The organism is Streptomyces sp. NPDC003042, assembly GCF_053591315.1.
Map to the genome: position 1 here is coordinate 15496 of NZ_JBSFTP010000017.1, position 25780 is coordinate 41275.

Annotated in this window: 25 protein-coding genes; 13 read left to right on the forward strand and 12 right to left on the reverse strand. The window is 71.0% G+C overall.

The genetic code is table 11. The features are described from left to right. Window positions 1-14: 14 nt before the first annotated feature. On the forward strand, window positions 15-812 hold the full coding sequence (locus ACWDYJ_RS12260) for a TerD family protein (RefSeq protein ID WP_451565437.1): 798 nt from the start codon (window positions 15-17) through the stop codon (window positions 810-812). Window positions 813-849: 37 nt separating this feature from the next. Here the strand turns inward: ACWDYJ_RS12260 and ACWDYJ_RS12265 are convergent, their stop codons facing one another. The 6 genes from ACWDYJ_RS12265 to ACWDYJ_RS12290 form a co-directional block, all read right to left on the reverse strand. Next, window positions 850-1593, reverse strand: coding sequence for a TerD family protein (locus tag ACWDYJ_RS12265; RefSeq protein ID WP_451565438.1), 744 nt, complete (start codon window positions 1591-1593; stop codon window positions 850-852). Between the two features lie 138 nt (window positions 1594-1731). Further along, on the reverse strand, window positions 1732-2847 hold the full coding sequence (locus ACWDYJ_RS12270) for a DUF475 domain-containing protein (RefSeq protein ID WP_451565439.1): 1116 nt from the start codon (window positions 2845-2847) through the stop codon (window positions 1732-1734). 26 nt (window positions 2848-2873) lie between these two features. Beyond that, complete coding sequence (locus ACWDYJ_RS12275; RefSeq protein WP_451565440.1) at window positions 2874-3449, reverse strand: TerD family protein; 576 nt, start codon at window positions 3447-3449, stop codon at window positions 2874-2876. A 98-nt stretch (window positions 3450-3547) separates the two neighbouring features. Continuing rightward, complete coding sequence (locus tag ACWDYJ_RS12280) at window positions 3548-4123, reverse strand: TerD family protein (RefSeq protein ID WP_451565441.1); 576 nt, start codon at window positions 4121-4123, stop codon at window positions 3548-3550. A 150-nt stretch (window positions 4124-4273) separates the two neighbouring features. Then, on the reverse strand, window positions 4274-4732 hold the full coding sequence (locus tag ACWDYJ_RS12285; protein WP_451565512.1) for a peroxiredoxin: 459 nt from the start codon (window positions 4730-4732) through the stop codon (window positions 4274-4276). Between the two features lie 207 nt (window positions 4733-4939). Next, a complete protein-coding gene (locus ACWDYJ_RS12290) occupies window positions 4940-5368 on the reverse strand; it encodes a DUF3052 domain-containing protein (RefSeq protein WP_451565442.1) in 429 nt (142 codons plus the stop codon). A gap of 426 nt (window positions 5369-5794) precedes the next feature. On the opposite strand from ACWDYJ_RS12290, the gene aceE reads away from it, so the two are divergent. Together aceE and ACWDYJ_RS12300 are read left to right on the forward strand one after the other, a co-directional pair. Beyond that, window positions 5795-8527: a pyruvate dehydrogenase (acetyl-transferring), homodimeric type gene (gene aceE, locus ACWDYJ_RS12295; protein ID WP_451565443.1), complete on the forward strand. Its 2733-nt coding sequence runs from the start codon at window positions 5795-5797 to the stop codon at window positions 8525-8527. A 125-nt stretch (window positions 8528-8652) separates the two neighbouring features. Next, window positions 8653-9438, forward strand: a complete 786-nt coding sequence (locus ACWDYJ_RS12300) for a potassium channel family protein (protein ID WP_451565444.1) — start codon at window positions 8653-8655, stop codon at window positions 9436-9438. Here ACWDYJ_RS12300 and ACWDYJ_RS12305 read toward each other — a convergent pair. After that, window positions 9419-9829 carry a peptidase inhibitor family I36 protein gene (locus ACWDYJ_RS12305; protein ID WP_451565445.1) on the reverse strand — a complete coding sequence of 137 codons (411 nt, stop codon included), beginning with the start codon at window positions 9827-9829 and terminating at the stop codon, window positions 9419-9421. The genes ACWDYJ_RS12300 and ACWDYJ_RS12305 overlap by 20 nt on opposite strands. Window positions 9830-10196: 367 nt before the next feature. Between ACWDYJ_RS12305 and ACWDYJ_RS12310 the strand changes: the two genes are divergently transcribed. The 3 genes from ACWDYJ_RS12310 (at window position 10197) to ACWDYJ_RS12320 (ending at window position 13180) form a co-directional block, all read left to right on the forward strand. Continuing rightward, the gene (locus ACWDYJ_RS12310; protein ID WP_451565446.1) at window positions 10197-10883 is read left to right on the forward strand and encodes a TetR family transcriptional regulator; all 687 of its coding nucleotides are present in this window, start codon (window positions 10197-10199) and stop codon (window positions 10881-10883) included. Between the two features lie 91 nt (window positions 10884-10974). Further along, entirely contained in the window at window positions 10975-12189 is a 1215-nt protein-coding gene (locus tag ACWDYJ_RS12315) for an alpha/beta hydrolase (RefSeq protein ID WP_451565513.1), read from the forward strand. Window positions 12190-12295: 106 nt separating this feature from the next. After that, complete coding sequence (locus tag ACWDYJ_RS12320) at window positions 12296-13180, forward strand: DUF4429 domain-containing protein (RefSeq protein WP_451565447.1); 885 nt, start codon at window positions 12296-12298, stop codon at window positions 13178-13180. A gap of 193 nt (window positions 13181-13373) precedes the next feature. On the opposite strand, the gene ACWDYJ_RS12325 is transcribed toward ACWDYJ_RS12320, so the two are convergent. Both ACWDYJ_RS12325 and ACWDYJ_RS12330 read right to left on the reverse strand, forming a co-directional pair. After that, window positions 13374-14396 (reverse strand): aldo/keto reductase, encoded by a 1023-nt coding sequence (locus tag ACWDYJ_RS12325; RefSeq protein WP_451565448.1) that lies wholly within the window; start codon window positions 14394-14396, stop codon window positions 13374-13376. Continuing rightward, window positions 14393-14791: a MerR family transcriptional regulator gene (locus ACWDYJ_RS12330; protein ID WP_451565449.1), complete on the reverse strand. Its 399-nt coding sequence runs from the start codon at window positions 14789-14791 to the stop codon at window positions 14393-14395. The genes ACWDYJ_RS12325 and ACWDYJ_RS12330 overlap by 4 nt, the downstream gene beginning before the upstream one ends. Window positions 14792-14869: 78 nt before the next feature. Between ACWDYJ_RS12330 and ACWDYJ_RS12335 the strand changes: the two genes are divergently transcribed. Continuing rightward, the gene (locus ACWDYJ_RS12335) at window positions 14870-15688 is read left to right on the forward strand and encodes a serine hydrolase domain-containing protein (protein ID WP_451565514.1); all 819 of its coding nucleotides are present in this window, start codon (window positions 14870-14872) and stop codon (window positions 15686-15688) included. A gap of 14 nt (window positions 15689-15702) precedes the next feature. Here ACWDYJ_RS12335 and ACWDYJ_RS12340 read toward each other — a convergent pair whose 3' ends face one another. Then, entirely contained in the window at window positions 15703-16362 is a 660-nt protein-coding gene (locus ACWDYJ_RS12340) for a pirin family protein (RefSeq protein ID WP_451565450.1), read from the reverse strand. 81 nt (window positions 16363-16443) lie between these two features. Between ACWDYJ_RS12340 and ACWDYJ_RS12345 the strand changes: the two genes are divergently transcribed. From ACWDYJ_RS12345 to fabF, 5 genes are all read left to right on the forward strand, one after another. Further along, window positions 16444-17661, forward strand: a complete 1218-nt coding sequence (locus tag ACWDYJ_RS12345; RefSeq protein ID WP_451565451.1) for a PucR family transcriptional regulator — start codon at window positions 16444-16446, stop codon at window positions 17659-17661. A gap of 89 nt (window positions 17662-17750) precedes the next feature. Next, entirely contained in the window at window positions 17751-18674 is a 924-nt protein-coding gene (locus ACWDYJ_RS12350; protein ID WP_451565452.1) for an ACP S-malonyltransferase, read from the forward strand. A 19-nt stretch (window positions 18675-18693) separates the two neighbouring features. Then, window positions 18694-19698 (forward strand): beta-ketoacyl-ACP synthase 3, encoded by a 1005-nt coding sequence (locus ACWDYJ_RS12355; protein WP_451565453.1) that lies wholly within the window; start codon window positions 18694-18696, stop codon window positions 19696-19698. A 55-nt stretch (window positions 19699-19753) separates the two neighbouring features. Next, entirely contained in the window at window positions 19754-20005 is a 252-nt protein-coding gene (locus ACWDYJ_RS12360) for an acyl carrier protein (protein WP_451565454.1), read from the forward strand. A 79-nt stretch (window positions 20006-20084) separates the two neighbouring features. Beyond that, complete coding sequence (gene fabF, locus ACWDYJ_RS12365) at window positions 20085-21350, forward strand: beta-ketoacyl-ACP synthase II (protein WP_451565455.1); 1266 nt, start codon at window positions 20085-20087, stop codon at window positions 21348-21350. A 143-nt stretch (window positions 21351-21493) separates the two neighbouring features. On the opposite strand, the gene ACWDYJ_RS12370 is transcribed toward fabF, so the two are convergent. Further along, the gene (locus tag ACWDYJ_RS12370) at window positions 21494-21988 is read right to left on the reverse strand and encodes a DUF3145 domain-containing protein (RefSeq protein ID WP_134075368.1); all 495 of its coding nucleotides are present in this window, start codon (window positions 21986-21988) and stop codon (window positions 21494-21496) included. A 251-nt stretch (window positions 21989-22239) separates the two neighbouring features. Between ACWDYJ_RS12370 and ACWDYJ_RS12375 the strand changes: the two genes are divergently transcribed. Then, window positions 22240-23136, forward strand: coding sequence for an SGNH/GDSL hydrolase family protein (locus tag ACWDYJ_RS12375; RefSeq protein ID WP_451565456.1), 897 nt, complete (start codon window positions 22240-22242; stop codon window positions 23134-23136). A 121-nt stretch (window positions 23137-23257) separates the two neighbouring features. Here the strand turns inward: ACWDYJ_RS12375 and ACWDYJ_RS12380 are convergent, their stop codons facing one another. Next, a complete protein-coding gene (locus ACWDYJ_RS12380) occupies window positions 23258-25714 on the reverse strand; it encodes a glycoside hydrolase family 3 protein (RefSeq protein ID WP_451565457.1) in 2457 nt (818 codons plus the stop codon). Window positions 25715-25780: the final 66 nt, after the last annotated feature.

Below are 25780 nucleotides of genomic sequence, written 5' to 3' on the forward strand. Positions count from 1 at the left end.
GCAGGATGACGGGCATGACGCACGCGATGCAGAAGGGCTCGAACATCCCGGTGGCCCCCGCGGCCGTCCGGGCGGTGCTGCGCTGGACCACCGGGCCCGAGGTACCGGACGTGGACGCCTCGGCGCTGCTCGTCGGCGCGGACGGGCGCGTGCGCTCGGACGAGGACTTCGTGTTCTACAACCAGCCCCGGCACCCCTCGGGGTCCGTGTGGAGACTGGGCAAGAAGCAGCTGGGCGAGGGAGTCACCGACGCCGTCCAGGCGGATCTGCGCACGGTGCCCGCCGTGGTGGACCGGATCCTGGTGGTGGCGTCCGCGGAGGACGTGGCCTTCGAGCAGGTCCGGGACCTGCGGATCCTGCTGTACGACGCCACCGCGGGCGCCGGCCCGGAGCCGCTCGCCCATTTCGACGTACGGCCGGAGACGGGCGCCGAGACGGCGCTGATCTGCGGGGAGCTGTACCGCCGGGGCGAGTCGTGGAAGTTCCGCGCGCTCGGCGAGGGCTACTCGAACGGGCTGGTGGGGCTGGCGATCGACCACGGGATCTCCGTGGACGAGAGCAGCGCCGACGAGGCAGCGGCCTCCGGTGCCCCCGGTGGCGGCACGGCGGGGCCCACCGCCGAGCAGACCGCCGCCATGAGCCCGCCGGTGGCCGCACCGCCCACGCCGCCCGCACCGCCCACCCAGGCCCCGCCGGCCGTCCAGCCCGCCTACGGGTACCCGCAGCCGGTGTCGTCCGTCCCGGTGCCGGCTCCGGGCGGCGACCCGGCCTTCCGGCTGCCGGTGCAGGGCCCGCAGTTCATCCGCCGCTGAACCGGTTTCGGGGCAGGACATCCTCGACGGGCTCCGGTCAGGCCTTGGTGCTCTTGTAGCCCCGGCCCCACTGGAGCCCCCAGCCGTACAGCCGGTCCAGCTCCGCCTGGAACCCGTAGACGAACTTCACCTCGCGGCGGACGATCAGCTCCCCCTTGACGTTCTCCAGGGAGACGACCGCGCAGGAGCGCGCCTGCGGCTGCCGCTCGTCGAGCGGGATCTCGATCCGCGGCCCGGTGACCGGGAAGAGGGTCACCAGGGCGTGGGTGCGGTCGAAGGCCGGGGTCTGGTCGTAGATGTAGACGAAGACGAGCAGCCGCTTGATGTCGCCGGCGTGGTCGAGGTTGACGTAGAGGGTCTCTCCGGACGCCGAGCCGAACCGGTCGTCCCCGCTGAGCTTGACGTACGGCGGGTCGTTGATGTCGCCGAGCAGGTTCCCCAGGGGCTGTACGACGCCCCGGGTGCCGTCGGTCAACTCGTAGAGACAGCCCATGTCGAGGTCGACGTTGACCATGCCCTGGGTGTGCGCCTGCACCATGTCGGGCTTGAACAGCTTGAACGGGTGCCGCAACAGCTGGCCGCTCTGGCCGGAGGACCGGCCTCCTATGTCGGAGGTCCGCATCCGCCAGGAGAGGTTCACGCGCAGGTTGCCGTGCACCGCCTGCTGTTTGGTGAGCGAGACCGTCGGATGACGCCTGGTCAGCTCGATGGCGTTCGACGAGGCGTTGCCCGAGTCGAACCGCATGGCGCGAGCGCCCCTGATCCCGTCGAAGAACCCCATGTCCCCTGCCCCCTCGTCCCGTTCCCCGGCCCACCCGTACGTTCCCCCGGCCCACCCGTACGGAAACGGGGCGGCCCGCCGGGTCCGTGGACCCGCCCGGCCGCCCCGCGGTGGAAGCGTTCCGCTCTACCGCCGAGGTCAGGCCTCGGCGGCGGCACCCTCCAGTTCCAGCCGCTTGTTACGGCGCAGGGAGGACCAGAAGGACCATCCGATGAGCGCGACGCCGATGAGGCCGGTGATGAGCTCGTGGATCTCGTACTGGATGGTGACGAGCAGGATCACGGCGAGCGCGCCGATGGCGTAGTGCGCGCCGTGCTCCAGGTAGACGTAGTCGTCGAGGGTGCCCTGGCGGACCAGGTAGACCGTCAGCGACCGGACGTACATGGCACCGATACCGAGGCCGAGGGCCATGATCACGATGTCGTTGGTAATGGCGAAGGCGCCGATGACTCCATCGAAGGAGAAGGAGGCGTCGAGGACTTCGAGGTAGAGGAACATGAAGAACGCGGCCTTGCCGGCCATGGCGACGGCCGAGACGGGCTTGCCCCTCTTCTTGGCCTCTTCCTCCGCCTCGTGTTCGGCCTCCTCCTCTTCCTCCAGCTTGTTCTCGAAGTAGCCGGAGAGACCGCCGACGACCATGTAGGTGATCAGGCCGAGGATGCCGGAGATCAGTACGGTCTGCGCCTTGTCCACATGGGCACCGCCGTGCTGGTGGGCGTTGGCGGCGAAGGTCATCGAGGTGATGGCCAGGATGATCAGCGCAACGGTCGCCGACAGCATGTCGATCTTGCCGAGCTTGGCGAGCGGGCGCTCGAGCCACGCGAGCCACTTGATGTCACGGTCCTCGAAAATGAAGTCGAGGAAGATCATCAGCAGGAACATGCCACCGAAAGCGGCAATGGACGGGTGGGCGTCCGTGACCAGTTGCTGGTACATGTCCTTGTCGGTCATGGCCAGCTTGACGGCCTCGATCGGCCCGAGCTTCGCACTGATCGCGACGATGACCACGGGGAAGACGAGGCGCATGCCGAACACGGCGATGAGGACACCGATGGTGAGGAAGATCTTCTGCCAGAAGGCATTCATCTTCTTCAGGATTCCGGCGTTGACCACCGCGTTGTCGAAAGACAGCGAGATCTCGAGGACCGACAGGATCGCCACGATCCCGAATGCGGTCCACCCCCCGTAGAACACCGCTGCGACCAGACCGAGCGCAGTGACTGCGAACGACCAGCCGAAGGTTTTGAGAACCACAGGCACCCCATCGTGTAAGTACGGCTTTACGAAACGTTGACCCCGAAGTCTAGAGCGATGCCCCGCAGCCCCGACGCGTACCCCTGCCCTACCGCGCGGAACTTCCATTCGCCGCCGTACCGGTAGACCTCACCGAAGATCATCGCGGTCTCGCTGGAGGCGTCCTCGGAAAGGTCGTAGCGGGCCAGTTCCTGGCCGTCCGCCTGGTTCACCACGCGGATGAACGCGTTGCTGACCTGACCGAAGCTCTGCCGGCGGGCATCCGCCTCGTGGATCGAGACGGGGAAGACGATCTTGTCCACATTCGCCGGCACCTTGGTGAGGTCGATGATGAGCGACTCGTCGTCGCCGTCACCCTCGCCGGTGAGGTTGTCCCCGGTGTGTTCGACGGATCCCTCGGGGCTCGTGAGGTTGTTGTAGAAGACGAAGTACTCGTCCCCGAGCACCCGGCCGCTGTTGCACAGCAGCGCGCTGGCATCGAGGTCGAAATCCGCCCCCGTGGTCGAGCGCGCGTCCCATCCGAGGCCGATCAGAACCCTGGTCAGGTTCGGTGCGGCCTTGGACAGGGAGACGTTGCCCCCCTTGGCGAGTGTGACGCCCATGATGTGGTCCTCCCCGGACGACGTGATGGTGGTGGCAAAGCCGGTCCGGCGCCGTACACACAGTGCACGGCGCCGGACGGACGTACGGGCTCCGGAACTCAGACGTTGACGCCGAAGTCCTGCGCGATGCCGCGCAGGCCCGAGGCGTAGCCCTGGCCGATGGCGCGGAACTTCCACTCCGCGCCGTTGCGGTAGAGCTCGCCGAAGACCATGGCGGTCTCGGTCGAGGCGTCCTCGGAGAGGTCGTAGCGGGCGAGCTCGGTGTTGTCGGCCTGGTTCACGACGCGGATGTACGCGTTGCGGACCTGGCCGAAGCTCTGCTGGCGGCTCTCGGCCTCGTAGATCGAGACCGGGAAGACGATCTTGGCGACCTCGGCCGGGACACCGGTCAGGTTGACCTTGATGGCCTCGTCGTCGCCCTCGCCCTCACCGGTGGTGTTGTCACCGGTGTGCTCGACCGAACCGTCCGGGCTCTTCAGGTTGTTGAAGAACACGAAGTTCGAGTCGTTGGCGACCTTGCCCTGGTCGTTGGTCAGGATCGCGCTGGCGTCGAGGTCGAAGTCACCACCGGTGGTGGTGCGAGCGTCCCAGCCCAGGCCGACGATGACCGCCGTCAGGTTAGGCGCGGCCTTGGTCAGCGAGACGTTGCCGCCCTTGCTGAGGCTGACTCCCACGGGTCCTCCATTGGTATGTGTGTGGGGCGGAGCCCCGTCGTGCGGTTACTACCGGATCAACGTTTCGATCCTAGTGACGGGTTCCCGCCTACAAGCGGATTTGATGCGAAACCTGCCCCGGAGCACGCCCCGGAGTCTGCCGCGACGGAATCAGAGGCTGTCGAGGGCCTTGATGTACTCGTTCAGGTCACGCGCGTCGGGCAGGCCGTTGACGACAGTCCAGCGCACGACGCCGTCCTTGTCGATGATGAAGGTGCCGCGGACCGCGCAGCCCTTCGCCTCGTCGAAGACTCCGTAGGCGCGGGAGGTCTCCCCGTGCGGCCAGAAGTCCGACAGCAACGGGTAGTCGAGGTTCTCCTGCTCGCCGAAGACGCGCAGGGTGGGCACCGAGTCGTTGGAGACGGCGAGGAGCTGCACGTCGCTGTTCTGGAAGCGGGGCAGCTGGTCGCGCAGCTCGCACAGCTCGCCGGTGCAGACGCCGGTGAAGGCGAAGGGGTAGAAGAGCAGCACCACGGCCTTCTCTCCCCGGAAGTCGGAGAGCCGCACGGTGGCGCCGTGGTTGTCCTTGAGTTCGAAGTCCGGTGCCTTGTCGCCGACCTCGATGGCCATCTCGTGCATCCCTTCGTTCCTGCATCCCTGCATCCCTGCATGTCTGCATGTCTGCATGTCTGCGTTGAGCCGTTCGGGTGAGTCCCGTCCGGACGCCAGCCTAGGGGTTCCGCGCGCCCGCGGTCAGGGCCTTGAACGCGCACGCCCCGCCGACCGCGGGTGAGATCCGGGTCGGCGGGGCGTGTCCGCTTGGCTGCGGGGCGCGGCTCAGCGCTTGGACTTGGCGACCTTGGGCGTCACCAGCTTGGTGGACGTCCACTGCTTGCCGACGGGCAGGCCCTTGGCAAGAGAGAGGCCGGCCGTCTCGGCGGCCTCGCTGATGTCGCTGGCCTCGACGTAACCGTCACGGCCTGTCTTGGGGGTCAGCAGCAGGATCAGTGCGCCGTCCTCGACCAGCTCGGTCGCGTCGACCAGGGCGTCCGTCAGATCGCCGTCCTCGTCGCGGAACCACAGCAACACCGCGTCCGCGACGTCGTCGTAGTCCTCTTCCACGAGGTCATTGCCGATGTGACTCTCGACGGCTTCACGGAATTCCTGATCGACGTCCTCGTCGTAGCCGATCTCCTGGACCACCTGTTCGGACTGGAAACCCAGCCGGGCGGCCAGGCTCTCCGCGTGGTCCGCGGTCGCGCTCACGGGGTGCCTCCTGCTCATGTTCGGTGAATGTCTTTCGGCGGCGCGCGTACGCGCAGCATTGGGCGTAGTCCACACGGGCGCGGCGGATCGCGCAAGTACCCGGCCGCCGAGACCGTCGAAACGGTGACGATTGCGGCCGTCTCGCCGCAACTTTCAGGCTTCCCGTGGTGACCTCTGGTGATTCATCCCACACCATTCCAGCTCATTCGGCATCGCATGAGGACTTTCCTACCTGTTTGAGGGACGAACGGCCTCACGGACCGGTTGATCGACTTGGGCGTAAGGTTGCCGTTCGGTCCGACCCGCTCCCCGGCTCGTTCGCCGCTCCAGGTGTTACCCAGTGGTAGAGGTGAAGATTTCGGCCGAGCGTAAGACGATGGGAGGCGGCGACCCAAGGCACGACTCCCCCGACAGCGAAGGAACAGCGTGGCTTCCGCATCCGATCGCAATCCGATCATTATTGGCGGCCTGCCGAGCCAGGTCCCGGACTTCGATCCGGAGGAGACGCAGGAGTGGCTCGACTCCCTGGACGCCGCCGTCGACGAGCGGGGCCGTGAACGGGCCCGCTACCTGATGCTGCGGCTGATCGAGCGGGCCCGCGAGAAGCGCGTGGCCGTGCCGGAGATGCGCAGCACGGACTACGTCAACACGATCGCCACCAAGGACGAGCCCTTCTTCCCCGGCAACGAGGAGATCGAGCGCAAGGTCCTCAACGCCACGCGCTGGAACGCGGCCGTCATGGTCTCGCGCGCCCAGCGCCCCGGCATCGGCGTCGGCGGTCACATCGCCACCTTCGCCTCCTCCGCCTCCCTCTACGACGTGGGCTTCAACCACTTCTTCCGCGGCAAGGACGAGGGCGACGGCGGCGACCAGATCTTCTTCCAGGGGCACGCCTCCCCCGGTATCTACGCCCGCGCCTACCTCCTGGACCGGCTCTCCGAGCAGCAGCTCGACGCGTTCCGGCAGGAGAAGTCGAAGGCCCCGCACGGCCTGTCCAGCTACCCGCACCCGCGGCTGATGCCGGACTTCTGGGAGTTCCCGACCGTCTCGATGGGCCTCGGCCCCATCAGCGCGATCTACCAGGCCCGGATGAACCGGTACATGGAGGCGCGCGGGATCGCGGACACCTCCAAGTCCCACGTCTGGGCGTACCTGGGCGACGGCGAGATGGACGAGCCGGAGTCGCTCGGCCAGCTGTCGATCGCCGCCCGCGAGGGCCTGGACAACCTGACCTTCGTCGTCAACTGCAACCTCCAGCGCCTCGACGGCCCGGTGCGCGGGAACGGCAAGATCATCCAGGAGCTGGAGTCTCAGTTCCGCGGCGCCGGCTGGAACGTCATCAAGCTGATCTGGGACCGCTCCTGGGACCCGCTGCTGGCCCAGGACCGCGACGGCATCCTGGTCAACAAGATGAACAACACCCCGGACGGGCAGTTCCAGACGTACGCCACCGAATCGGGCGCGTACATCCGCGATCACTTCTTCGGGGACGACCAGCGGCTGCGCGCGATGGTCGAGAACATGACCGACCAGCAGATCCAGCACCTGGGCCGCGGCGGTCACGACCACAAGAAGGTCTACGCGGCCTACGCGGCGGCCAAGGCCCACAAGGGCCAGCCGACGGTGATCCTGGCGCAGACGGTCAAGGGCTGGACGCTGGGCCCGAACTTCGAGGGCCGCAACGCGACCCACCAGATGAAGAAGCTGACGGTCGACGACCTCAAGCGCTTCCGCGACCGCCTGCACATCCCGGTCACGGACAAGCAGCTGGAGGACGGCGCGCCCCCGTACTACCACCCGGGCCCGAACTCCCCCGAGATCCAGTACATGCACGACCAGCGCAGCGCCCTGGGCGGCTACGTGCCGACCCGTGTGGTGCGCGCCAAGCCGCTGCAGCTGCCGGGCGACACGGCGTACGCGGCCGCCAAGAAGGGCTCGGGCCAGCAGTCGATCGCCACCACCATGGCCTTCGTCCGCATCCTGAAGGACCTGATGCGGGACAAGGAGATCGGCAAGCGCTTCGTGCTGATCGCGCCCGACGAGTACCGCACCTTCGGCATGGACGCCTTCTTCCCGAGCGCCAAGATCTACAACCCGCTGGGCCAGCAGTACGAGGCGGTCGACCGCGACCTGCTGCTCGCGTACAAGGAGTCCCCGACCGGCCAGATGCTGCACGACGGCATCTCGGAGGCGGGCTGCACGGCCTCGCTGATCGCGGCCGGTTCGGCGTACGCGACGCACGGCGAGCCGCTGATCCCGGTCTACGTCTTCTACTCGATGTTCGGTTTCCAGCGCACCGGTGACCAGTTCTGGCAGATGGCCGACCAGTTGGCGCGCGGTTTCGTCCTCGGCGCGACCGCCGGCCGGACCACCCTCACGGGTGAGGGCCTTCAGCACGCCGATGGTCACTCCCAGCTGCTGGCGTCGACCAACCCGGGCTGCGTGGCGTACGACCCGGCCTACGGCTACGAGATCGCGCACATCGTCAAGGACGGCCTGCGGCGGATGTACGGCCCCGAGGCCGAGGACGTCTTCTACTACCTGACGGTCTACAACGAGCCGATCCAGCACCCGGCCGAGCCGGCGGACGTGGACGTGGACGGGATCCTCAAGGGCATCCACCGGGTGTCCGCGGGCACGTCGGGCACCATCGGGGCGCAGATCATGGCCTCGGGCGTGGCGGTGCCGTGGGCGCTGGAGGCGCAGCGCATCCTGGCCGAGGACTGGAACGTCAAGGCGGACGTCTGGTCGGCGACCTCGTGGAACGAGCTGCGCCGCGAGGCCGTCGCGGTGGAGGAGCACAACCTGCTCCACCCGGAGGAGGAGCAGCGCGTCCCGTACGTGACGCGCAAGCTGTCGGGTGCCGAGGGGCCGTTCGTGGCGGTCTCCGACTGGATGTGCGCGGTTCCGGACCAGATCTCGCGGTGGATCCCCGGCCCGTACACCTCGCTGGGCGCCGACGGCTTCGGCTTCGCGGACACCCGCGGCGCGGCGCGGCGCTTCTTCCACATCGACGCTCAGTCGGTGGTGCTGGCGACGCTCACCGAGCTCGCCAAGGCGGGCAGGATCGACCGCTCGGTGCTGAAGCAGGCCGTCGACCGGTACCAGCTGCTGGACGTGGCCGCGGCGGATCCGGGCCCGGCGGGCGGCGACGCCTGACGCCTGACCCGGGCGGGCACGCGACGACGGCGGGCCTCGCCCCGGCCCGCCGTCCCTGAGTCGTGGGGCGGCCCCCGGTGGACCGGGGGCCGCCTCCCTTCTGCGCACTCCTTACGATGCTCGGCATGAAGGAACCCTCCCGCCAGACGCGGTGGGAGCGGCGGACACAGACTCCGCTGCTCGTGCTCGCCGTGGCTTTCGCCGTCGCCTACGCCGTGCCGATCGTCGTCCCCGACGCGACGGCGTCGGTGCACCAGGCGTGCAAGGTCACCGAGTGGGTGGTGTGGGGGGCCTTCGCCGCCGACTATCTCGTACGCCTGGCCATGTCGCCGGCCCGCAAGGTCTTCCTGCGGACCCACTGGCTGGACCTGGCGGCGGTACTGCTGCCGCTCATCCAGCCGCTGCGGCTGCTGCGGCTGGTCTCGACCCTGCTGCTGGTGGGCCGACGGGCCCGGATGGCTCCGCAGATCCGGCTGACCACGTACGTGGCCGGTGCGGTGGTCGGGCTGATGATGTTCGGTTCGCTGGCGGTGCTGAGCGTGGAGCGCGAGGCCCCGGACGGCAACATACGCAATCTCGGCGACGCCGTCTGGTGGAGCTTCACGACGATGACGACGGTCGGGTACGGGGACCACTCCCCCACCACCGGCCTGGGGCGGGTGCTGGCGGTCGGGCTCATGCTGTCCGGGATCGCGCTGCTGGGTGTGGTCACCGCCAACATCGCGGCCTGGTTCATCTCCCGTTTCGAGCGCGACGACCGGACGGAGCGGGCCCAGGCCGCCGCGCTCGTAGAACTCGCCGGGGAGGTACGCGCGCTGCGCGCGGAAGTCGCCCGGCTGCGCGACCCGGCCGGCGTCCCGGCGCGGGCCGCGAGCGATCCGCATCCCGCGGCTACCGCTCCCACACCTTGAAGGCCCTCACCTGGTAGGGCGACTGCGGCAGCCAGACCCCGTCACCGGGGTAGGTCTGGAACTCGCCGGTCTCCGCGCACTCCGCCGACTGGTAGGTGGTGACCGGGCGGCCGGTCCGGTTGGTGAGCGACTGCGCGGTGGTCCCGGCGGGCAGCGCGGTGCAGCTGTTGATGTCCAGGGTGCTGAGTTCGTGGGTGTGGCGGGCGCCCTTGAAGTCCGCCTTCGCCCACAGGCACAGCTGCCCCGTGGCGCAGGCCCCCAGGGTCGGCGGCGGCCCGGCGGCCCGGGCGCTGGTGGCCGTGCCCGGGATGAACGCGGTGGCGGCCAGGACGGCGGCGGCGAGTGCGGTGACGCGTGCGGTGCTCGACGCTCGTCGGTGGGTGTGTCGCATGACGGGTCAACTCCTTGTGGACGCGGAGGCCCCGGACCGTTTCCGGCGCTCCGTCGACACCACGCTGACCTGCGGCGACGGGCGGGCGGAAGGGCCTTGGGACGGGTCCACCCTGATAGGCGACAGCCCGGCGGGAACCGTCCGGCGGCGCGGTCGAGGGCACGGAGTTGACGCTCCGTGACGGCGGGCGGCGCGGCCGGGAGGTACCGCGCACCGTCCCGGGTCTCCCCGAACGAGTCACCGACGGGGGGCGGCCATGAGCGCCCCGCGGACGGCGGCGCGCCACCAACGGCTCAATCGGACAGCCGCCGTCAGGTGGGTCGCGGGTAGCCTGACCGCTCGCACCGGCGTCGGAGAGGAGCCCGCGGTGACGAGCGATCTGGGACCGGCGGCTGCCACCGTGCCGGCCGGCGGGCTGCGCGAACGCAAGAAGCGGCGCACCCGGGACGCGCTGCTGCGCGCCGCCCTCCTCCTCTTCGTCTCCCAGGGCTTCGAGCGGACGACGGTCGACGAGATCACCGACGCCGCGGACGTCTCCCCGCGCACCTTCTTCCGCTACTTCGCGAGCAAGGAGGAGGTCGTCTTCACCGTCCAGGACCTGATGGAGTCGCACTTCGTCGCCGAGCTGCGGGCCCGTCCGGCCGAGGAGGGGCCACTGGAGGCCATGCGCAACGCGGTGCTGGCCGCCTGGGACACCGTGGAGGAGGCCATCGCCGAGGTGGTCCCCGTCGAGCTGTACATGCGGGGCTACCGTCTGATCGAGTCCACGCCCGCGCTGCTCGCCGTCCACCTGCGGCGCTCCACCGAGCTGGAGGACGAGATCTCCCGGCTGATCGCCGACCGCGAGGGTCTCGACGTGGACGCCGACCCGCGGCCCCGGGTGGCCGTCGCCGCGTTCTCGGGGGTGATGCGGGTCACCGGGCGGCTCTGGGGCCGGGGTGAGGATGCCAGCGTGGCCTCGATCCGGCGCATGACCGAGGCCTGCCTCGACCAGATCGGCCCGGCGCTGGCCACGGACTGGCGCCGCCGTCCCGCCGCGGCGCGCCGGCCCTGACCACGACGCCCGGCCGGGAGGCACGGGGCGTGAGTCCGGTCACCCAGGGCGTCCGCGGCTCAAGTGGTCTCCTAGGCTGGCCCCAGTGAAACTGCCCGGCCTCGCCCACCCCGTCCCCCACGGCGCCCCCGCGCGGGCCCTGCTCGCGCTCGGCATCGTCTTCCTTCTCCTGGCGACCACCGGCTGGACCGCCGTGCACCGCCCCGAGACCGGAACCCCGCCCCGGGCCGCCGCGCTCGCCGCGTGGGCCGTGGCCCGGATCGACGGCCGGGCCCTGCCCCCCGCCGACGCCCCCGTACGGACGGTGGCCCGCTTCTTCGCCGGCCTCGACGGCGCCCAGCGGGCCCGGCTCGCCGACGGCTACCCGCTCGTGGTCGGAAACCTCGACGGGGTCCCCGCCCAGACCCGCTACCGGGCGAACCGGCGCTCCCTGGAACAGGCCGAGCAGGTCGAGCAGGCCCGCGGCCGGGACGTGTCCCTGGCCCCGGCCGACCGCACCACGGCCACCCGGCGCGCCCACCGCTTCGCGTCCCTCGCCGAACCCGGCCGGCAGATCCTCGCCTTCGACCCCACCGGCGGCGCCCTCGTCGCCGAGGTCTTCGGCGACCTCGACCGGGCCCGCCGGGTCTCGGTGGTCGTGCCCGGCGTCGACACCGACGCGCTGACCTTCGAGCGCACCCAGCGCCGCCTCACCGCCCCCGTCGGCATGGCGCAGTCCCTGTACGAGGCCCAGCGCGCCGGCAGCCCGGACGGCGGGACGGCGGTCATCGCCTGGGCCGGGTACACCGCGCCCACCGGGGTCGGCATGGACGCCGCCACGGGCAGGCTGGCCGTACTGGGCGCCGTACGCCTGGAGTCGCTGACCGCGGCCCTGCCCGGGAAGGCGGGCGTGGCGCTGTTCTGCCACAGCTACGGGTCGGTGGTGTGCGGGGTGGCCGCGCGCGGGCTGCCGGAGCGGGTCACGGACATCGTCGTGGCGGGCAGCCCCGGCATGCGCGCCGGGAACGCCGCCGAGCTGGGCACTTCCGCGCGGGTGTGGGCGACGCGCGACGACGGGGACTGGATCGAGGACGTACCGCACCTGGAGTTCGGCGGGCTGGGCCACGGGGCGGACCCGGTGTCACCCGAGTTCGGCGCGCGGCTGCTGTCCTCGGCCGGAGCCAGGAGTCACACCGGCTATTTCCAGCCAGGGACGGCCTCGCTGGACAACTTCGCCGCGATCGGAACCGGCGCGTTCGGTTCCGTCGCCTGCGCGAGCGGCACCGACGACTGCCGAAGCGAAATTTCCGGCACAGACGGTGACTGACGGGGACAGACCCGGGCTGACACGGGCTGACACGCGTAATGGCCCGCGGGAACGGCTTGGGGCACGAGGGGGACGCGCGGGGGCGCGTCCCTTTACCATGTGCGACATGGGTGACGTACTGGCCGGAAATCATGCCGTCTGGGAGTTCGACTCGGACTCGGTGCTCATCCGCTTCGCACGGGGGATGCGAACGCCACGGCTCTGGAACGCGCTGGGCACGCGCCGGATCCCCCTGGAAGCGTTGTCCGGGGTGACCGTGACCGCAGGCCGGCGGGACACGGTGATCCTGCGTGCCGTGCCGCGGCCGGGCGCGGATCCGCTGATGGAGGCTGCCGCCGGGCAGCTGAAGGAGGCCTGCGACCCGTACCGCCTGGTCCTGCCGGGAGACCGGGCGCCGCACGCCGCCGCCTTCGCGGACACGCTGCGCGAGCGGCTGGGCTCCGGAGCGGGCGAGCCCGCCGGACGGTTCCTCGTCGAGGTCTCGGAGCCGCCGGTCCAGCTCAAGGCGTACGACGCGAAGGTGAGCTTCGACGGCTCGGCGGTCGGGTTCCAGTGGTCCCGTACGGGCGCCACCAGCACCAAGTGGAAGGCGGGCGACCAGCGTTACCCGCTGGCCGCCCTCTCCGGGCTGGAGTGGTGCTCCCCGGACCGCCCCGGCGGCGGCCACCTGCGGCTGCTGCCCCACGACGACGCCGGGGAGGCCAGGCCGGACCACGATCTGGCGGCCGCCGTGTTCGGCGTGGGGTACGGGGCGGTGCACGAGTCGCTGCCCTTCGCCGCGACCGTCCTCGCGGCCCTGCGCGGCCGCACGCCGGTCGCCTCGCTACCGCTGCCGCTGCCCCGGGCGGCCTCTTCCACCGCCTCGGTCCCGGCGGCCCGGTCCGGCTCGGGGGACCGGCTGCGGCACCTCACCGAGCTGCACAGCGCGGGCCTGCTGACGGACGCCGAGTACGCGGCCCTGTGCGACCGCTTCGCCCCCGAGCCGCGGTAGCCCCTAGGGGGTGCTTCCCGGATCTCCGCGGCGTCGCGGGCCCTGGCACGCACTCCCCCAGACTCCGTCCGGGGGGACCCCCAGCCGCGTTGCCGAAATGCCCGAGTAGCTCCGCTACTAGGACACTCCGGCGCCTTGCGATCGCACGCACCAGACCCCGCTCCTTCTCCCACGGAGATCCGGGAAACACCCCCTAGCCCTCGCGGGCCACCGAGGTGGAGCTCATGTCCGGGTAGCGGTCCCCCGCCACCCCGGCGGCGATCGGTTCCAGCAGGGCCAGCTCCGCGTCCGTCAGGGTGATCCGGGTCGCGGCGGTGTTCTCCGCGAGGCGTCCCGGCTTGCGGGTCCCGGGGATCGGGACCACCGTCAGGCCGTGGACCGCCGACCGCTGCTGCACCCAGGCCAGCGCGATCTGCGCGAGGGTGGCTCCGTGCGCGGCCGCGATCTCCCGGACGGGGGCCAACAGCGCCGCGTTGCTCCTGGCGTTGTCCCCGGTGAACCGGGGCTGGTACTGGCGGAAGTCACCGGCCGACAGGTCCGCGGAGGCATCCGCGAAGGCGCCCGTCAGGAAGCCGCGCCCGAGCGGGGAGTACGCCGCCACGGCCACGCCCAGCTCCGCCGCCGCGCCGACAGCGCTGCGCTCCACGTCCCGGCTGAACAACGACCACTCCGACTGGAGCGCCGCGATGGGGTGCACCGCGTGCGCCTCGCGCAGTTCGGCCCCGGTGACCTCGCTGAGTCCGAGGTGGCGCACCTTCCCCTCGCGCACCAGCTCGGCCATGGCGCCCACCGACTCGGTGAACGGCACGGCCGGGTCGCGGCGGTGCATGTAGTAGAGGTCGATCACGTCCGTGCCGAGCCGCCGCAGGCTGCCCTCGACGGCCTGGCGGACGTACGCCCGGTCGTTGCGGACGCCCCGGTAGTGGAGGTCGTCGGTGCGCTCGATGGCGAACTTCGTCGCCAGGGTGATCTCGTCTCGGTGGGCGGCGACGAAGGGAGCGAGGAACTCCTCGTTGGCACCGCGCCCGTAGACGTCCGCCGTGTCGAAGAGGGTGACGCCGGCGGCCAGCGCCGCGTCGAGGGTCGCGCGGGCCACCACCTCGTCCGTGTCCCCGTAGAACTCGCTCATGCCCATGCAGCCGAGGCCCTGGACACCGACGACCGGCCCGCCCTTGCCCAGTTCGACCCGCTCGATGGTGGTGCCGTGCTCCGTCATGGCTGTGCCTTCCCTGTACCCGTACCCGTGCACTGCTCGTACATTTCGATCTTGAAGTCCAATACGGCGAGCGCGTCCGTCAGTTCCGCCATCCGTGCCCGCACCTCGCTACGGGTGCGTTCCAGCAGCTCACGGCGCTGTTCGACGGTGTGCTCGCCCTCGCGGACCAGTTCGGCGTACCGGACCATGTCCGCCACCGACATCCCGGTGGCGCGCAGCTTGCCCACGAAGGACAGCCAGTTCAGGTCCCGGTCGCTGAACCGCCGCTGGCCCGAGTGGGAGCGGTCGACGTGCGGCATCAGGCCGATCCGCTCGTACCAGCGCAGCGTGTGCTGCGTCAGACCGGTCCGGGCCTCGACCTCGCTGATCGTGTACCGCGTCTGCGTCAGGCTCATGGCCCCACGCTAAAACCTTGGAGCGCACTCCAAGCAAGTAGGCTCGGCCCCATGGAGAGCCTGGAGCCCGTCAACAGCATGGAAAGCCTGCGGACCATCGAGACCTGGCCGGTACCCACCGCCGCGGCGGCCGTCGTGCGCGCCGACGGGAGCCTGGCCGGCTCGCACGGGCCGGTCGACCACCGCTTCCCGCTGGCCTCGGTCACCAAGCCGCTCACCGCGTACGCCGTGCTCGTCGCGTACGAGGAAGGCGCGGTCGAGCTGGACGAACCGGCCGGCCCGGAGGGGTCGACGGTGCGCCACCTGCTCGCGCACACCAGCGGCCTGGCCTTCGACGAGCACCGGGTGAGCTTCGGCCCCGGGCAGCGCCGGCTGTACTCCAACGCCGGTTTCGAGGTGCTCGCCGACCATCTCGCGAAGGCCACCGGGATCCCCTTCGCCGAGTACCTGCACCAGGCGGTGTTCGAGCCGCTGGGCATGACGTCGAGTTCCCTGGAGGGCTCGCCCGCCAAGGACGGCGTCTCCACCGTCGCCGACCTGGTGCGTTTCGCGGCCGAGCTCCAGGCGCCCCGGCTCCTGGACGTGCGGACGGTCGCGGAGGCCACCTCGGTGGTGCACCCGGGCCTCAAGGGCGTCCTGCCCGGCTACGGGCACCAGTCCCCCAACGACTGGGGACTCGGCCTGGAGATCCGCGACGGCAAGTCCCCGCACTGGACGGGCACCACGTCCTCGCCGCGTACCTTCGGGCACTTCGGCCAGGCCGGCACCTTCCTGTGGGTCGACCCCGACGCCCGCGCCGCGTGCGTGGCGCTGACGGACCGCCCCTTCGGGCCGTGGGCCGTGGAAGCCTGGACCCCCTTCACGGACGCGGTCCTGGCCGAACTCCGCACGTGCTAGCTAAGGGCTGGCCCTTAGGCGGGCAGTTCCCAGATCAGCAGTTCCCCCGGGGATCCGGCGACGATCTCCAGGCCCTTCTCGGCCGTGATCCGCGCCGCGTCCCCGGGTCCCAGTTCCTGTCCGTCGAGCCGCAGGTCTCCCCGCACGACGTGCAGGTAGACCCGCTCCGCCTCCGGTACGGGGACCCGCTCGCCGGCGCCCGGGCGCCGGACGTGGAGCACCGCGCCCGCCGCCGGGACCTCGTACGGGGAACCGTCCGCGAGGCCTCGGACCAGCTCGTACGAGGGATCCCCGTCGGCGCTGAGCGGCGCGAGCCACATCTGTACGAACCTCAGCGGCCGCTCGGCGTCGTTGCGCTCGACGTGTCGCGCCCCGGATCCGGCGCCGAGCCGCTGGATGTCGCCGGGCCGGACGACGCCGGTGTGGCCGGTGGTGCTGTCCTGGTGGGTGAGCTCGCCCTCCACCACCCAGGTGACGATCTCGGTGTGGCTGTGGGGGTGCTCGCCGAAGCCCGCACCGGGCGCGAGGGTCTCCTCGTTGCAGGCCAGCACCGGGCCGAAGCGGATGTTGTCCGGGTCGTAGAAGGACCCGAAGGAGAAGGCGTGCCGGGTGATGATCCCGGCGCCCGGATCCCCGGCCTCGTACCGGTCGGCGGCGCGGCGTACATCAATCATGGGGGCCACGGTAGCCCCCGGGGATGACACCGGCCGGAGACCGGAGTCCGCGCCGGGGCGCCGATAAGGCAGTCTTGTCCTGTGCCCCAACCCGAACGTGAGCTTTCCCCCGAGACCCGTCCCGGCCCTGGGCATCCGGCCCACCCACACACCGCGACACTGCGCCGCCTGGAGAAGTCGTCCGGCCGGCTCGCCGCCAACGCCATCGCGCGCATGGACGCGACCCTGCCGTGGTACCGGGCGATGCCGCCGGAGAACCGCTCGTGGATCGGACTGGTCGCCCAGGCCGGCATCGCCGCCTTCACGGAGTGGTTCCGGCATCCCGAGACCCCGCAGGCTATCTCCACCGACGTCTTCGGGACGGCTCCGCGTGAGCTGACCCGGGCGATCACTTTGCGCCAGACCGTCGAGATGGTCCGTACCACGATCGAGGTCATGGAGACCGCGATCGACGAGGTGGCGGCTCCCGGCGACGAGTCGATCCTGCGCGAGGCGCTACTGGTGTACGCCCGCGAGATCGCCTTCGCCACCGCCCAGGTCTACGCCCAGGCCGCGGAGGCGCGCGGAGCGTGGGACGCCCGGCTGGAGTCCCTCGTCGTGAACGCGGTGCTCTCGGGCGAGGCCGACGAGGGCGCGCTGTCGCGGGCCGCGGCGCTTGGCTGGAATTCGCCGGAGCACGTGTGCGTCGTCCTGGGCACCGCCCCGGACGGGGACAGCGAGCTGACGGTCGAGGCGATCCGGCGCGCTGCCCGGCATCACAAGCTCCAGGTGCTCACCGGCGTGCTGGGCGACCGCCTTGTGGTGATCGCGGGCGGCAGTGACAATCCGATGCGGGTCGCGAAGTCCCTGATCGGGCCCTTCGCGGCCGGTCCGGTGGTGGCGGGCCCGGTCGTCCCGGACCTGCTGAACGCGACGAAGTCGGCGCAGGCGGCGGCGGCCGGTCTGAAGGCCTGTACCGCGTGGCAGGACGCGCCGCGGCCCGTGCTGGCGGACGATCTCCTGCCCGAGCGAGCGATCGCGTCGGATCCCTCGGCGAGGGATCAGTTGGTGGAGGAGATCTACAGACCGCTGGAGGAGGCCGGCTCGGCGTTGCTGGAGACGCTGAGTGTCTACCTGGAGCAGGCGAGCAGTCTGGAGGGGGCCGCGCGGATGCTGTTCGTGCACCCCAACACGGTGCGCTACCGGCTCCGACGTGTGACCGACGTCACCGGATGGTCGCCCTCCGATGTCCGTTCCGCGTTCACGCTACGGATCGCCCTGATTCTGGGGCGTCTGGCCGCCGGAGATCCGCAGTCCTAGACTTTTGTCGGACATCAACAATTACCCCAGCGGTTCTTCGTCCCTGTCCCCACGGGCGGCGGAGACCATCCACAAGAGAGAGTGTGAGGGTGCTCGTACTCGTCGCTCCCGGCCAAGGCGCTCAGACGCCCGGCTTCCTGACTCCCTGGCTCGAACTCCCCGGCGCCGCTGACCGCGTCGCGGGGTGGTCGGACGCCATCGGGCTCGACCTTGCCCACTACGGCACGAAGGCCGACGCGGACGAGATCCGCGACACGGCCGTCGCACAGCCGCTGCTGGTGGCAGCGGGTCTGCTGTCCGCAGCCGCGCTCACCCAGAACGGCGTTACGGCCTTCGGCGCCGTCGCGGGCCACAGCGTCGGCGAGATCACGGCCGCCGCGTACGCCGGCGTCCTGTCCGACTCCGACGCGCTGTCCTTCGTCCGCACGCGCGGGCTGGGCATGGCCGAGGCCGCCGCCGTCACGGAGACCGGCATGGCCGCGATCCTCGGCGGTGACCCCGACGTGGTCGTCGCGCATCTGGAGAAGCTGGGTCTGACCCCGGCGAACATCAACGGGGCGGGCCAGATCGTGGCCGCCGGCACCATGGAGCAGATCGCCGCTCTGGAGGCCGAGAAGCCCGAAGGTTCCATCAAGGTCGTCGCCCTCAAGGTCGCGGGCGCGTTCCACACGCACCACATGGCACCCGCGGTCGCCGCGCTGGAGAAGGCCGCTCAGGCCCTCGCCCCGGCCGACCCGGCCCTGAAGTACGTATCGAACAGGGACGGCCACGTCGTCACCACGGGCGCCGACGTCGTCGCCCGCCTGGTCGGCCAGGTCGCGAACCCGGTCCGCTGGGACCTGTGCATGGAGACGTTCGCCGAGCTGGGCGTCACCGGGATCGTCGAGCTCTGCCCGGGCGGCACCCTGACGGGGCTGGCCAAGCGTGCTCTGAAGGGCGTGCCCAGCGTGGCCCTCAAGACTCCGGACGACCTCGACAAGGTCGCCGCGCTCGTCGCCGAGCAGACGGCCTGAGAGAAGGAGCCCACACAGCATGTCCAAGATCAAACCGGCCAAGGGCTCCCCGTACGCCCGCATCCTCGGCGTCGGTGGCTACCGTCCGATCCGGGTGGTGCCCAATGAGGTCATCCTGGAGACGATCGACTCGTCCGACGAGTGGATCCGCTCCCGCTCCGGTATCGCGTCCCGCCACTGGGCCTCGCCCGAGGAGACGGTCGCCGCGATGTCGGTGGAGGCCTCGGGCAAGGCGCTGGCCGATGCCGGGATCGTCCCGGAGCAGATCGGCGCCGTGATCGTCTCCACGGTCTCGCACTTCAAGCAGACCCCGGCCATCGCGACCGAGATCGCGCACCGGGTCGGCGCGGTGAAGCCGGCGGCGTTCGACATCTCCGCGGGCTGCGCCGGTTTCGGTTACGGCCTGACCCTGGCCAAGGGCATGGTGGTCGAGGGGTCGGCGCAGTACGTCCTCGTCATCGGTGTCGAGCGGCTCTCGGACCTGACCGACCTGGAAGACCGCGCGACGGCCTTCCTCTTCGGCGACGGCGCCGGCGCCGTGGTCGTCGGCCCCTCGGACGAGCCGGCCATCGGCCCCACGGTGTGGGGTTCGGAGGGCGACAAGGCCGAGACCATCAAGCAGACCGTGCCGTGGGACGAGTACCTCGGCAAGGACTCCGGAGAGAAGTTCCCGGCCATCACGCAGGAGGGTCAGGCGGTCTTCCGCTGGGCCGTCTTCGAGATGGCCAAGGTGGCCCAGCAGGCGCTCGACGCCGCCGGGATCACCGTGGACGACCTGGACGTTTTCATTCCGCACCAGGCGAACATGCGGATCATCGACTCGATGGTGAAGACTCTGAAGCTGCCGGAACACGTCGCGGTCGCCCGTGACGTGGAAACCACCGGCAACACGTCGGCCGCCTCGATTCCGCTCGCCATGGAGCGGCTCCTGGCGACCGGAGCGGCGAAGAGCGGCGACACCGCGCTCGTCATCGGCTTCGGGGCGGGGCTCGTCTACGCCGCCACGGTCGTTACCCTCCCCTAGGGCCGGGATCCGTTCCCGCCCTGATCAACCCATTCAGCTAGAGAAGGAGCGCCACATGGCCGCCACGCAGGAAGAGATCGTCGCCGGTCTCGCGGACATCGTCAACGAGATCGCCGGCATCCCGGTCGAGGACGTCCAGATCGAGAAGTCGTTCACCGACGACCTCGACGTCGACTCCCTGTCCATGGTCGAGGTCGTCGTCGCCGCTGAAGAGCGCTTCGACGTCAAGATCCCGGACGAGGACGTCAAGAACCTCAAGACGGTCGGCGACGCCGCGGACTACATCCTGAAGAACCAGAAGGCCTGAGCCTGACGAGCGTTTGTCGCCACCTGGCGGTGGCGCCGTGACAATTCAGCACCCCCTTAGACGTGGAGAAAGAATTCCTGTGAGCCCGACCAATCGCACTGTGGTCGTCACCGGTATCGGCGCAACCACTCCGCTGGGTGGCGACAGCGCTTCGACCTGGGAAGGTCTGCTCGCCGGCCGGTCCGGCGTCTCGCCCCTGGAGGGCGAGCGCTTCGCCGAACTGCCGGTCCGCATCGCCGCGCAGGCCGCCGTGGACCCGAGCGAGGTACTTCCCCGCCCGCTGTCCCGCAAGCTCGACCGGTCCGCGCAGTTCGCCGTCATCGCGGCCCGTGAGGCCTGGGCGGACGCCGGCTACACCGCCCCGGCCGGTGAGGACGAATCGATCGTCCCCGAGCGCCTGGGCACCGTGATCGCCTCCGGCATCGGCGGCGTCACCACTCTGCTCGACCAGTACGACGTACTGAAGGAAAAGGGTGTGCGCCGGGTCTCCCCGCACACCGTCCCCATGCTCATGCCGAACGGCCCCTCGGCCAACGTCGGCCTGGAGGTCAACGCCCGCGCCGGTGTGCACACGCCGGTCAGCGCGTGCGCGTCGGGCGCCGAGGCCATCGGCTACGCGGTCGAGATGATCCGTACCGGCCGTGCCGACGTGGTCGTCGCGGGCGGCACCGAGGCGGCGATCCACCCGCTGCCGATCGCCGCGTTCGCCAACATGATGGCGATGTCCAAGAACAACGAGAACCCGACCCGGGCCTCCCGCCCGTACGACAAGGGCCGTGACGGCTTCGTCCTCGGCGAGGGCGCGGGCGTCGTGATCCTGGAGTCCGCCGAGCACGCCGCCGCGCGCGGCGCCCGGGTCTACTGCGAGGTGCTGGGCCAGGGTCTGTCCGCGGACAGCCACCACATCGCGCAGCCGGAGCCGACGGGCCGCGGTGTCGCGGCCGCCGTGCAGAACCTGCTCGACAACACGAAGCTCGACCCGTCCGAGCTGGTCCACCTGAACGCGCACGCCACCTCGACCCCGCAGGGCGACACGGCCGAGCTGAAGGCCCTGCGCAAGGTCCTGGGCGACGACCTCGACCACATCGCGATCTCCGCGACCAAGTCGATGACCGGTCACCTGCTGGGCGGCGCGGGCGGTATCGAGACCGTGGCGACCGTGCTGGCGCTGTACCACCGGATCGCCCCGCCGACGATCAACATCGACGAGCTGGACGACGACATCGACGCGGACATCGTGCGCGGCGAGCCGCGCAAGCTGCGCGTCGACGGCCCGATCTCGGCGATCAACAACTCCTTCGGTTTCGGCGGCCACAACGTGACGCTGGCCTTCCGTACTGTCTAGTGCGCCTAACCCGGCGCCGCTCTCGCGGAGCTGGTTGCTCGCCGCTGTGGTTGCTCAATTGATGGTTGCGGCGTTCGTCGTTTGAACACCGCAGAAGGCCCACCCGGGTGATTCCGGGTGGGCCTTCTACGTTGGGCCGGCGGTCAGACCACTTGGTGGAGCCAGCGGACCGGGGCGCCCTCGCCCGCGTAGCGGAAGGGTTCCAGCTCGTCGTCCCAGGGTTTGCCGAGCAGTTTGGCGATCTCGGCTTCCAGGTCGGTCTCACCGCCGGCCGACCGGGCGAGGGCGGCGCGCAGCCGGTCCTCGGGGATCAGGATGTCGCCGTGCATGCCGGTGACGGCGTGGAAGATGCCGAGCTCCGGGGTGGAGCTGTAGCGCTCGCCCTCGGCGGTCGGGCAGGGTTCGGCGGTCACTTCGAAACGGAGCAGGTGCCAGCCGCGCAGGGCCGAGGCGAGTTTCGAGGCGGTACCCGCCTCGGCCTGCCAGGAGAACTCGGCTCTCCAGGTGCCGGGGGAGGCGGGCTGCCTGATCCAGTCGAGGTTCACCCGCACCCCGAGCACGCCCGCAACAGCCCATTCCACATGCGGGCAGAGCGCGCGCGGTGCGGAATGCACGTACAGAACTCCACGTGTCGTCACCGGGACCTCCAGTGTGGGACGAGGTCGGGAATAAACTCCAGAAAACGGACAGTATGTGACGTGATGTAATGTAACGGAAATTATTTGACATTGCGCAACGGCACTGGCGGCCGAAACGCCACGGGAAAAAGCTACCGTGCGCCAGGGGTCATGGTGTGACGTACCGTCGCTCCAAAGCCAGGTAAACACAGAGCATTCACTCAGCAGGACGCCCCCATAAGGACGTGGGGCGACGAAGGAGGGACCGACCGATGCGCACCACCGCTCCGCGGCGCGGCCCGCGCCGGACTTTCGCGGGAGCGGGCGCGGCGGTGGCCCTCCTGGCCGCGGCGGTCACAGGCTGTGACACCGGCAGGCCGGCGGCCGAAGGGGAGCGGGGAGCCCAGGCCGCGCCGCGCTGGAACACGGCGCCCGCCTCGATCGCCGCCGTCGGCGACTCCATCACCCGTGGCTTCGACGCCTGTTCGGTGCTGGCGGACTGCCCGGAGGCCTCCTGGGCCACGGGGAGCGACCCGGTCGTCCGTTCGCTCGCCGCCCGGCTGCTCGGGGACACCGCGGTGCCCACGCACAGCTGGAACTACGCCGTGACCGGCTCCCGCATGGCGGACCTGCCGGGTCAGCTGGCGGCGGCGGCCGGACACAAGCCCGGCCTGGTCACGGTCATGGTGGGCTCGAACGACGCCTGCCGTCCGACGGCTTCCTCGATGACACCGGTCGCGCAGTTCCGGTCGGACTTCGAACGCTCCCTCAAGGAGCTGCGGGCCGCGTCGCCTTCCTCGCAGGTGTACGTGTCCTCCGTGCCGGACCTTCAGCGGCTGTGGGAGCAGGGCAAGGACAGCCCGATGGTGCGGCAGGTCTGGAGGCTGGGCATCTGCCAGTCCATGCTGGCCGAGCCGCTGTCGGCCACGGCGGGGGCCACGGCCCGCCGGGAGCAGGTGCGGGCGCGGGTGGTCGAGTACAACGAGGTGCTGCGCGAGGTCTGCGCGCGGGACCCGCTGTGCCGCTACGACGGCGGCGCGGTGTTCCAGTACCCCTTCGCGGCGGAGCAGTTGAGCCGCTGGGACTGGTTCCATCCGGGCAAGGACGGGCAGGCGCGGCTGGCGGAACTGGCGCACCGCCAGGTGACCTCGGTCGACCCGCCGCGTTGACGCGGAGGGGACCGGGGGCGGTGTCAGGGTCCGCCCCCGGTCCGGTTCTCAGGACCGCGGCAGGGTGATTTCCGGCCATGACCGCGCTACGGCGTGTCGCGGCGTCGTTCCACCCCCGTGCTCACGCCAGGTCGAGCGTGGCCGTCAGCCGCGTGTCGGCGTACGAGCGGCTCGCGCGGACCTCGTACGTGCCGCCGATCCGCCGCCAGCCCCGCGCGTCCTCGTCCCAGATCTCGAAGGCACGGGCGGACAGGGCGATCTCGGCCTCCACGCTCTCGCCGGGGCCCGCCTCGACGCCCGCGAAGCCGGCCAGCCAGCTCGCCGGGCGCTCCACGGGGTCTTGGACGGGAGCCAGGTAGATCTGGACGACCTCGCGGCCGGGCCGGGCGCCGGTGTTGGTGAGGCGGACCCTGACGGTGTCGGCGGTGGCCTCCAGGGACTCGTAGGCCCACTGGGTGTAGCCGAGGCCGTGCCCGAAGGGGAAGGCGGGGGTGACGTCGTGCTTCTCGTAGGCCCGGTAGCCGATGAAGAGGCCCTCGCGGTACTCCAGGCGCCCCGCGGTGGGCGCGACCTCGGTGACGGGCGCGTCGGCGAACCGCGCGGGCCAGGTCGTGGGCAGCCGCCCGCCCGGCTCCGCGTCCCCGAGGAGTACGTCGGCCAGCGCGGCCCCGCCCTCCTGCCCGGGGAACCAGGTCAGCAGGACCGCGGCCACCTCCTCGCGCCACGGCAGCTCCACCGGGGAGCCCGCGTTGACGACGACCACGGTGTTCGGGTTGACGGCGGCGACGGCGCGTACGAGGTCGTCCTGCCGGCCCGGCAGGGTGAGGTCGCCCCGGTCGAAGCCCTCGGACTCCACGCGCTCGGTGGTGGCGACGACCACGACGGCGGTGTCGGCGGCGCGGGCGGCCGCCACGGCCTCCGCGATCAGTTCGTCGGGGTCGCGCCGGGGGCCGAGGTGGAGCAGCGAGAACATGACGGCCTTGAGCGGCAGCGTGCTCATGTCCGGGACCTGGTAGGTCAGGGACACCTCCACCGGCTCGCCCTCGGTCAGGGCGGCCCGGGCGCGCTCGCTGGGGGCGCCGAAGAAGGCCTCGAAGGGGTCGGCCTCGTCGCCCATCAGCTGGACGCCGTCCCACAGGGTCCGCCCGCCGACGGCGAGGGTGAAGGCGCCGAGCCCGCGGGTGCCGAAGGCGTGCTCGCCGCTCTCGCGCGGCAGGAACGTGCCGGTGACCTCGATGCTCGCCATCGTCTCGTACGAGGCTCCGGCGGGCAGGTCCTCGCCGATCCACTGCACCTGTCCGCTCGGCAGGCTGCCTTCGCCGAGGACGGCGCCGGAGGCGTCGCGGCAGACGGCGCGCAGCTCGAAGCCCTGGTCGGCGGAGCCGAGTTCCTCGCTCGGGTCGGCGCCGACGGCGAAGGTCAGGGCCCCGGCCGGGAGCACGGCGGTGAGGCCGTCGAGCGGGGAGACCACCCGCTCGGGGAAGACGGTGGCGGAGCCGCCGCCGAGGACGCGGGCGTCGCGGGCGGCGGCGCCGATCAGGGCGACGGTGCGCCCGGCGGTGACGTCGAGCGGCAGGGCGGGAGTTTCGTCGGACACCGTCTCGTTGCGGACCAGGACGAAGCCGCGGGCGGCGAGTTCGCGGGCCAGGGCCTGTCCGTCGACGGCGGCCGGGGGCTCGGCGACGACGGCGGGGGCGCCCTCCAGGAGGCCCACGCGGGCGGCGAGCCGCAGGACGCTCCGTACGGCCCCGTCGACGACGGACTCGGGGACCTCGCCGGACCGGACGGCCTCGGCGAGGGCGGGCCCGTAGACGGTGGTGGGGCCGGGCATGGCCACGTCGAGGCCGCCTTCGATGCCGCCGGTGGTGGAGCGGGCGGCCATCCAGTCGGAGACGTTGAATCCGTCGAAGCCCCATTCGCCGCGCAGGACTTCGTTCACCAGGTGGTGGTGCTCGGTCATGGTCGTGCCGTTGACCCGGTTGTAGGCGGTCATGATGCCCCAGGGGTGGGCGTTCGCGACGATGGCCTCGAAGGGCGCCAGGTACAGCTCGCGCAGCGGGCGCGGGGCGATGACGCAGTCGACGGTGAAGCGCTCGGTCTCCGCGTCGTTGCCGACGAAGTGCTTGACCGTGGTGGCGACGCCGCCGTCCTGGACGCCGTTCACGTAGCCGCTGCCGATGGCGCCGGTGAGGTACGGGTCCTCGGAGTAGCACTCGAAGTGCCGTCCGCCGAGCGGAGAGCGGTGCAGGTTGACGGTGGGGGCGAGGAGGACGTGGACGCCCTTGCGGCGCGCCTCCTGGGCGAGCAGCCTGCCGGCCCGGCGGGCGAGCGCGGGGTCCCAGGCGGCGGCGAGCGCGGTCGGGGAGGGCAGCGCGACGGACGGGTCGTCGGCGCTCCAGCGCACGCCGCGGACGCCGATGGGGCCGTCGGACATGACCAGCGACCCCAGCCCGATCTCGGGGACGGCGGGCAGGGACCACATGTCCTGGCCGGCCAGGAGGCGGGTCTTGGTGTCGAGATCGAGCTTGTCCAGTGCGGCTTCCACGGCGTTGCTGCGGGCTTGATCGGCATCGGTCACGGCCGTGCCTCCTCGTCGGGTGCGGGTGGTGCGGGGTGCGGTGGCCCCATCGTGGACCGGTTCCCT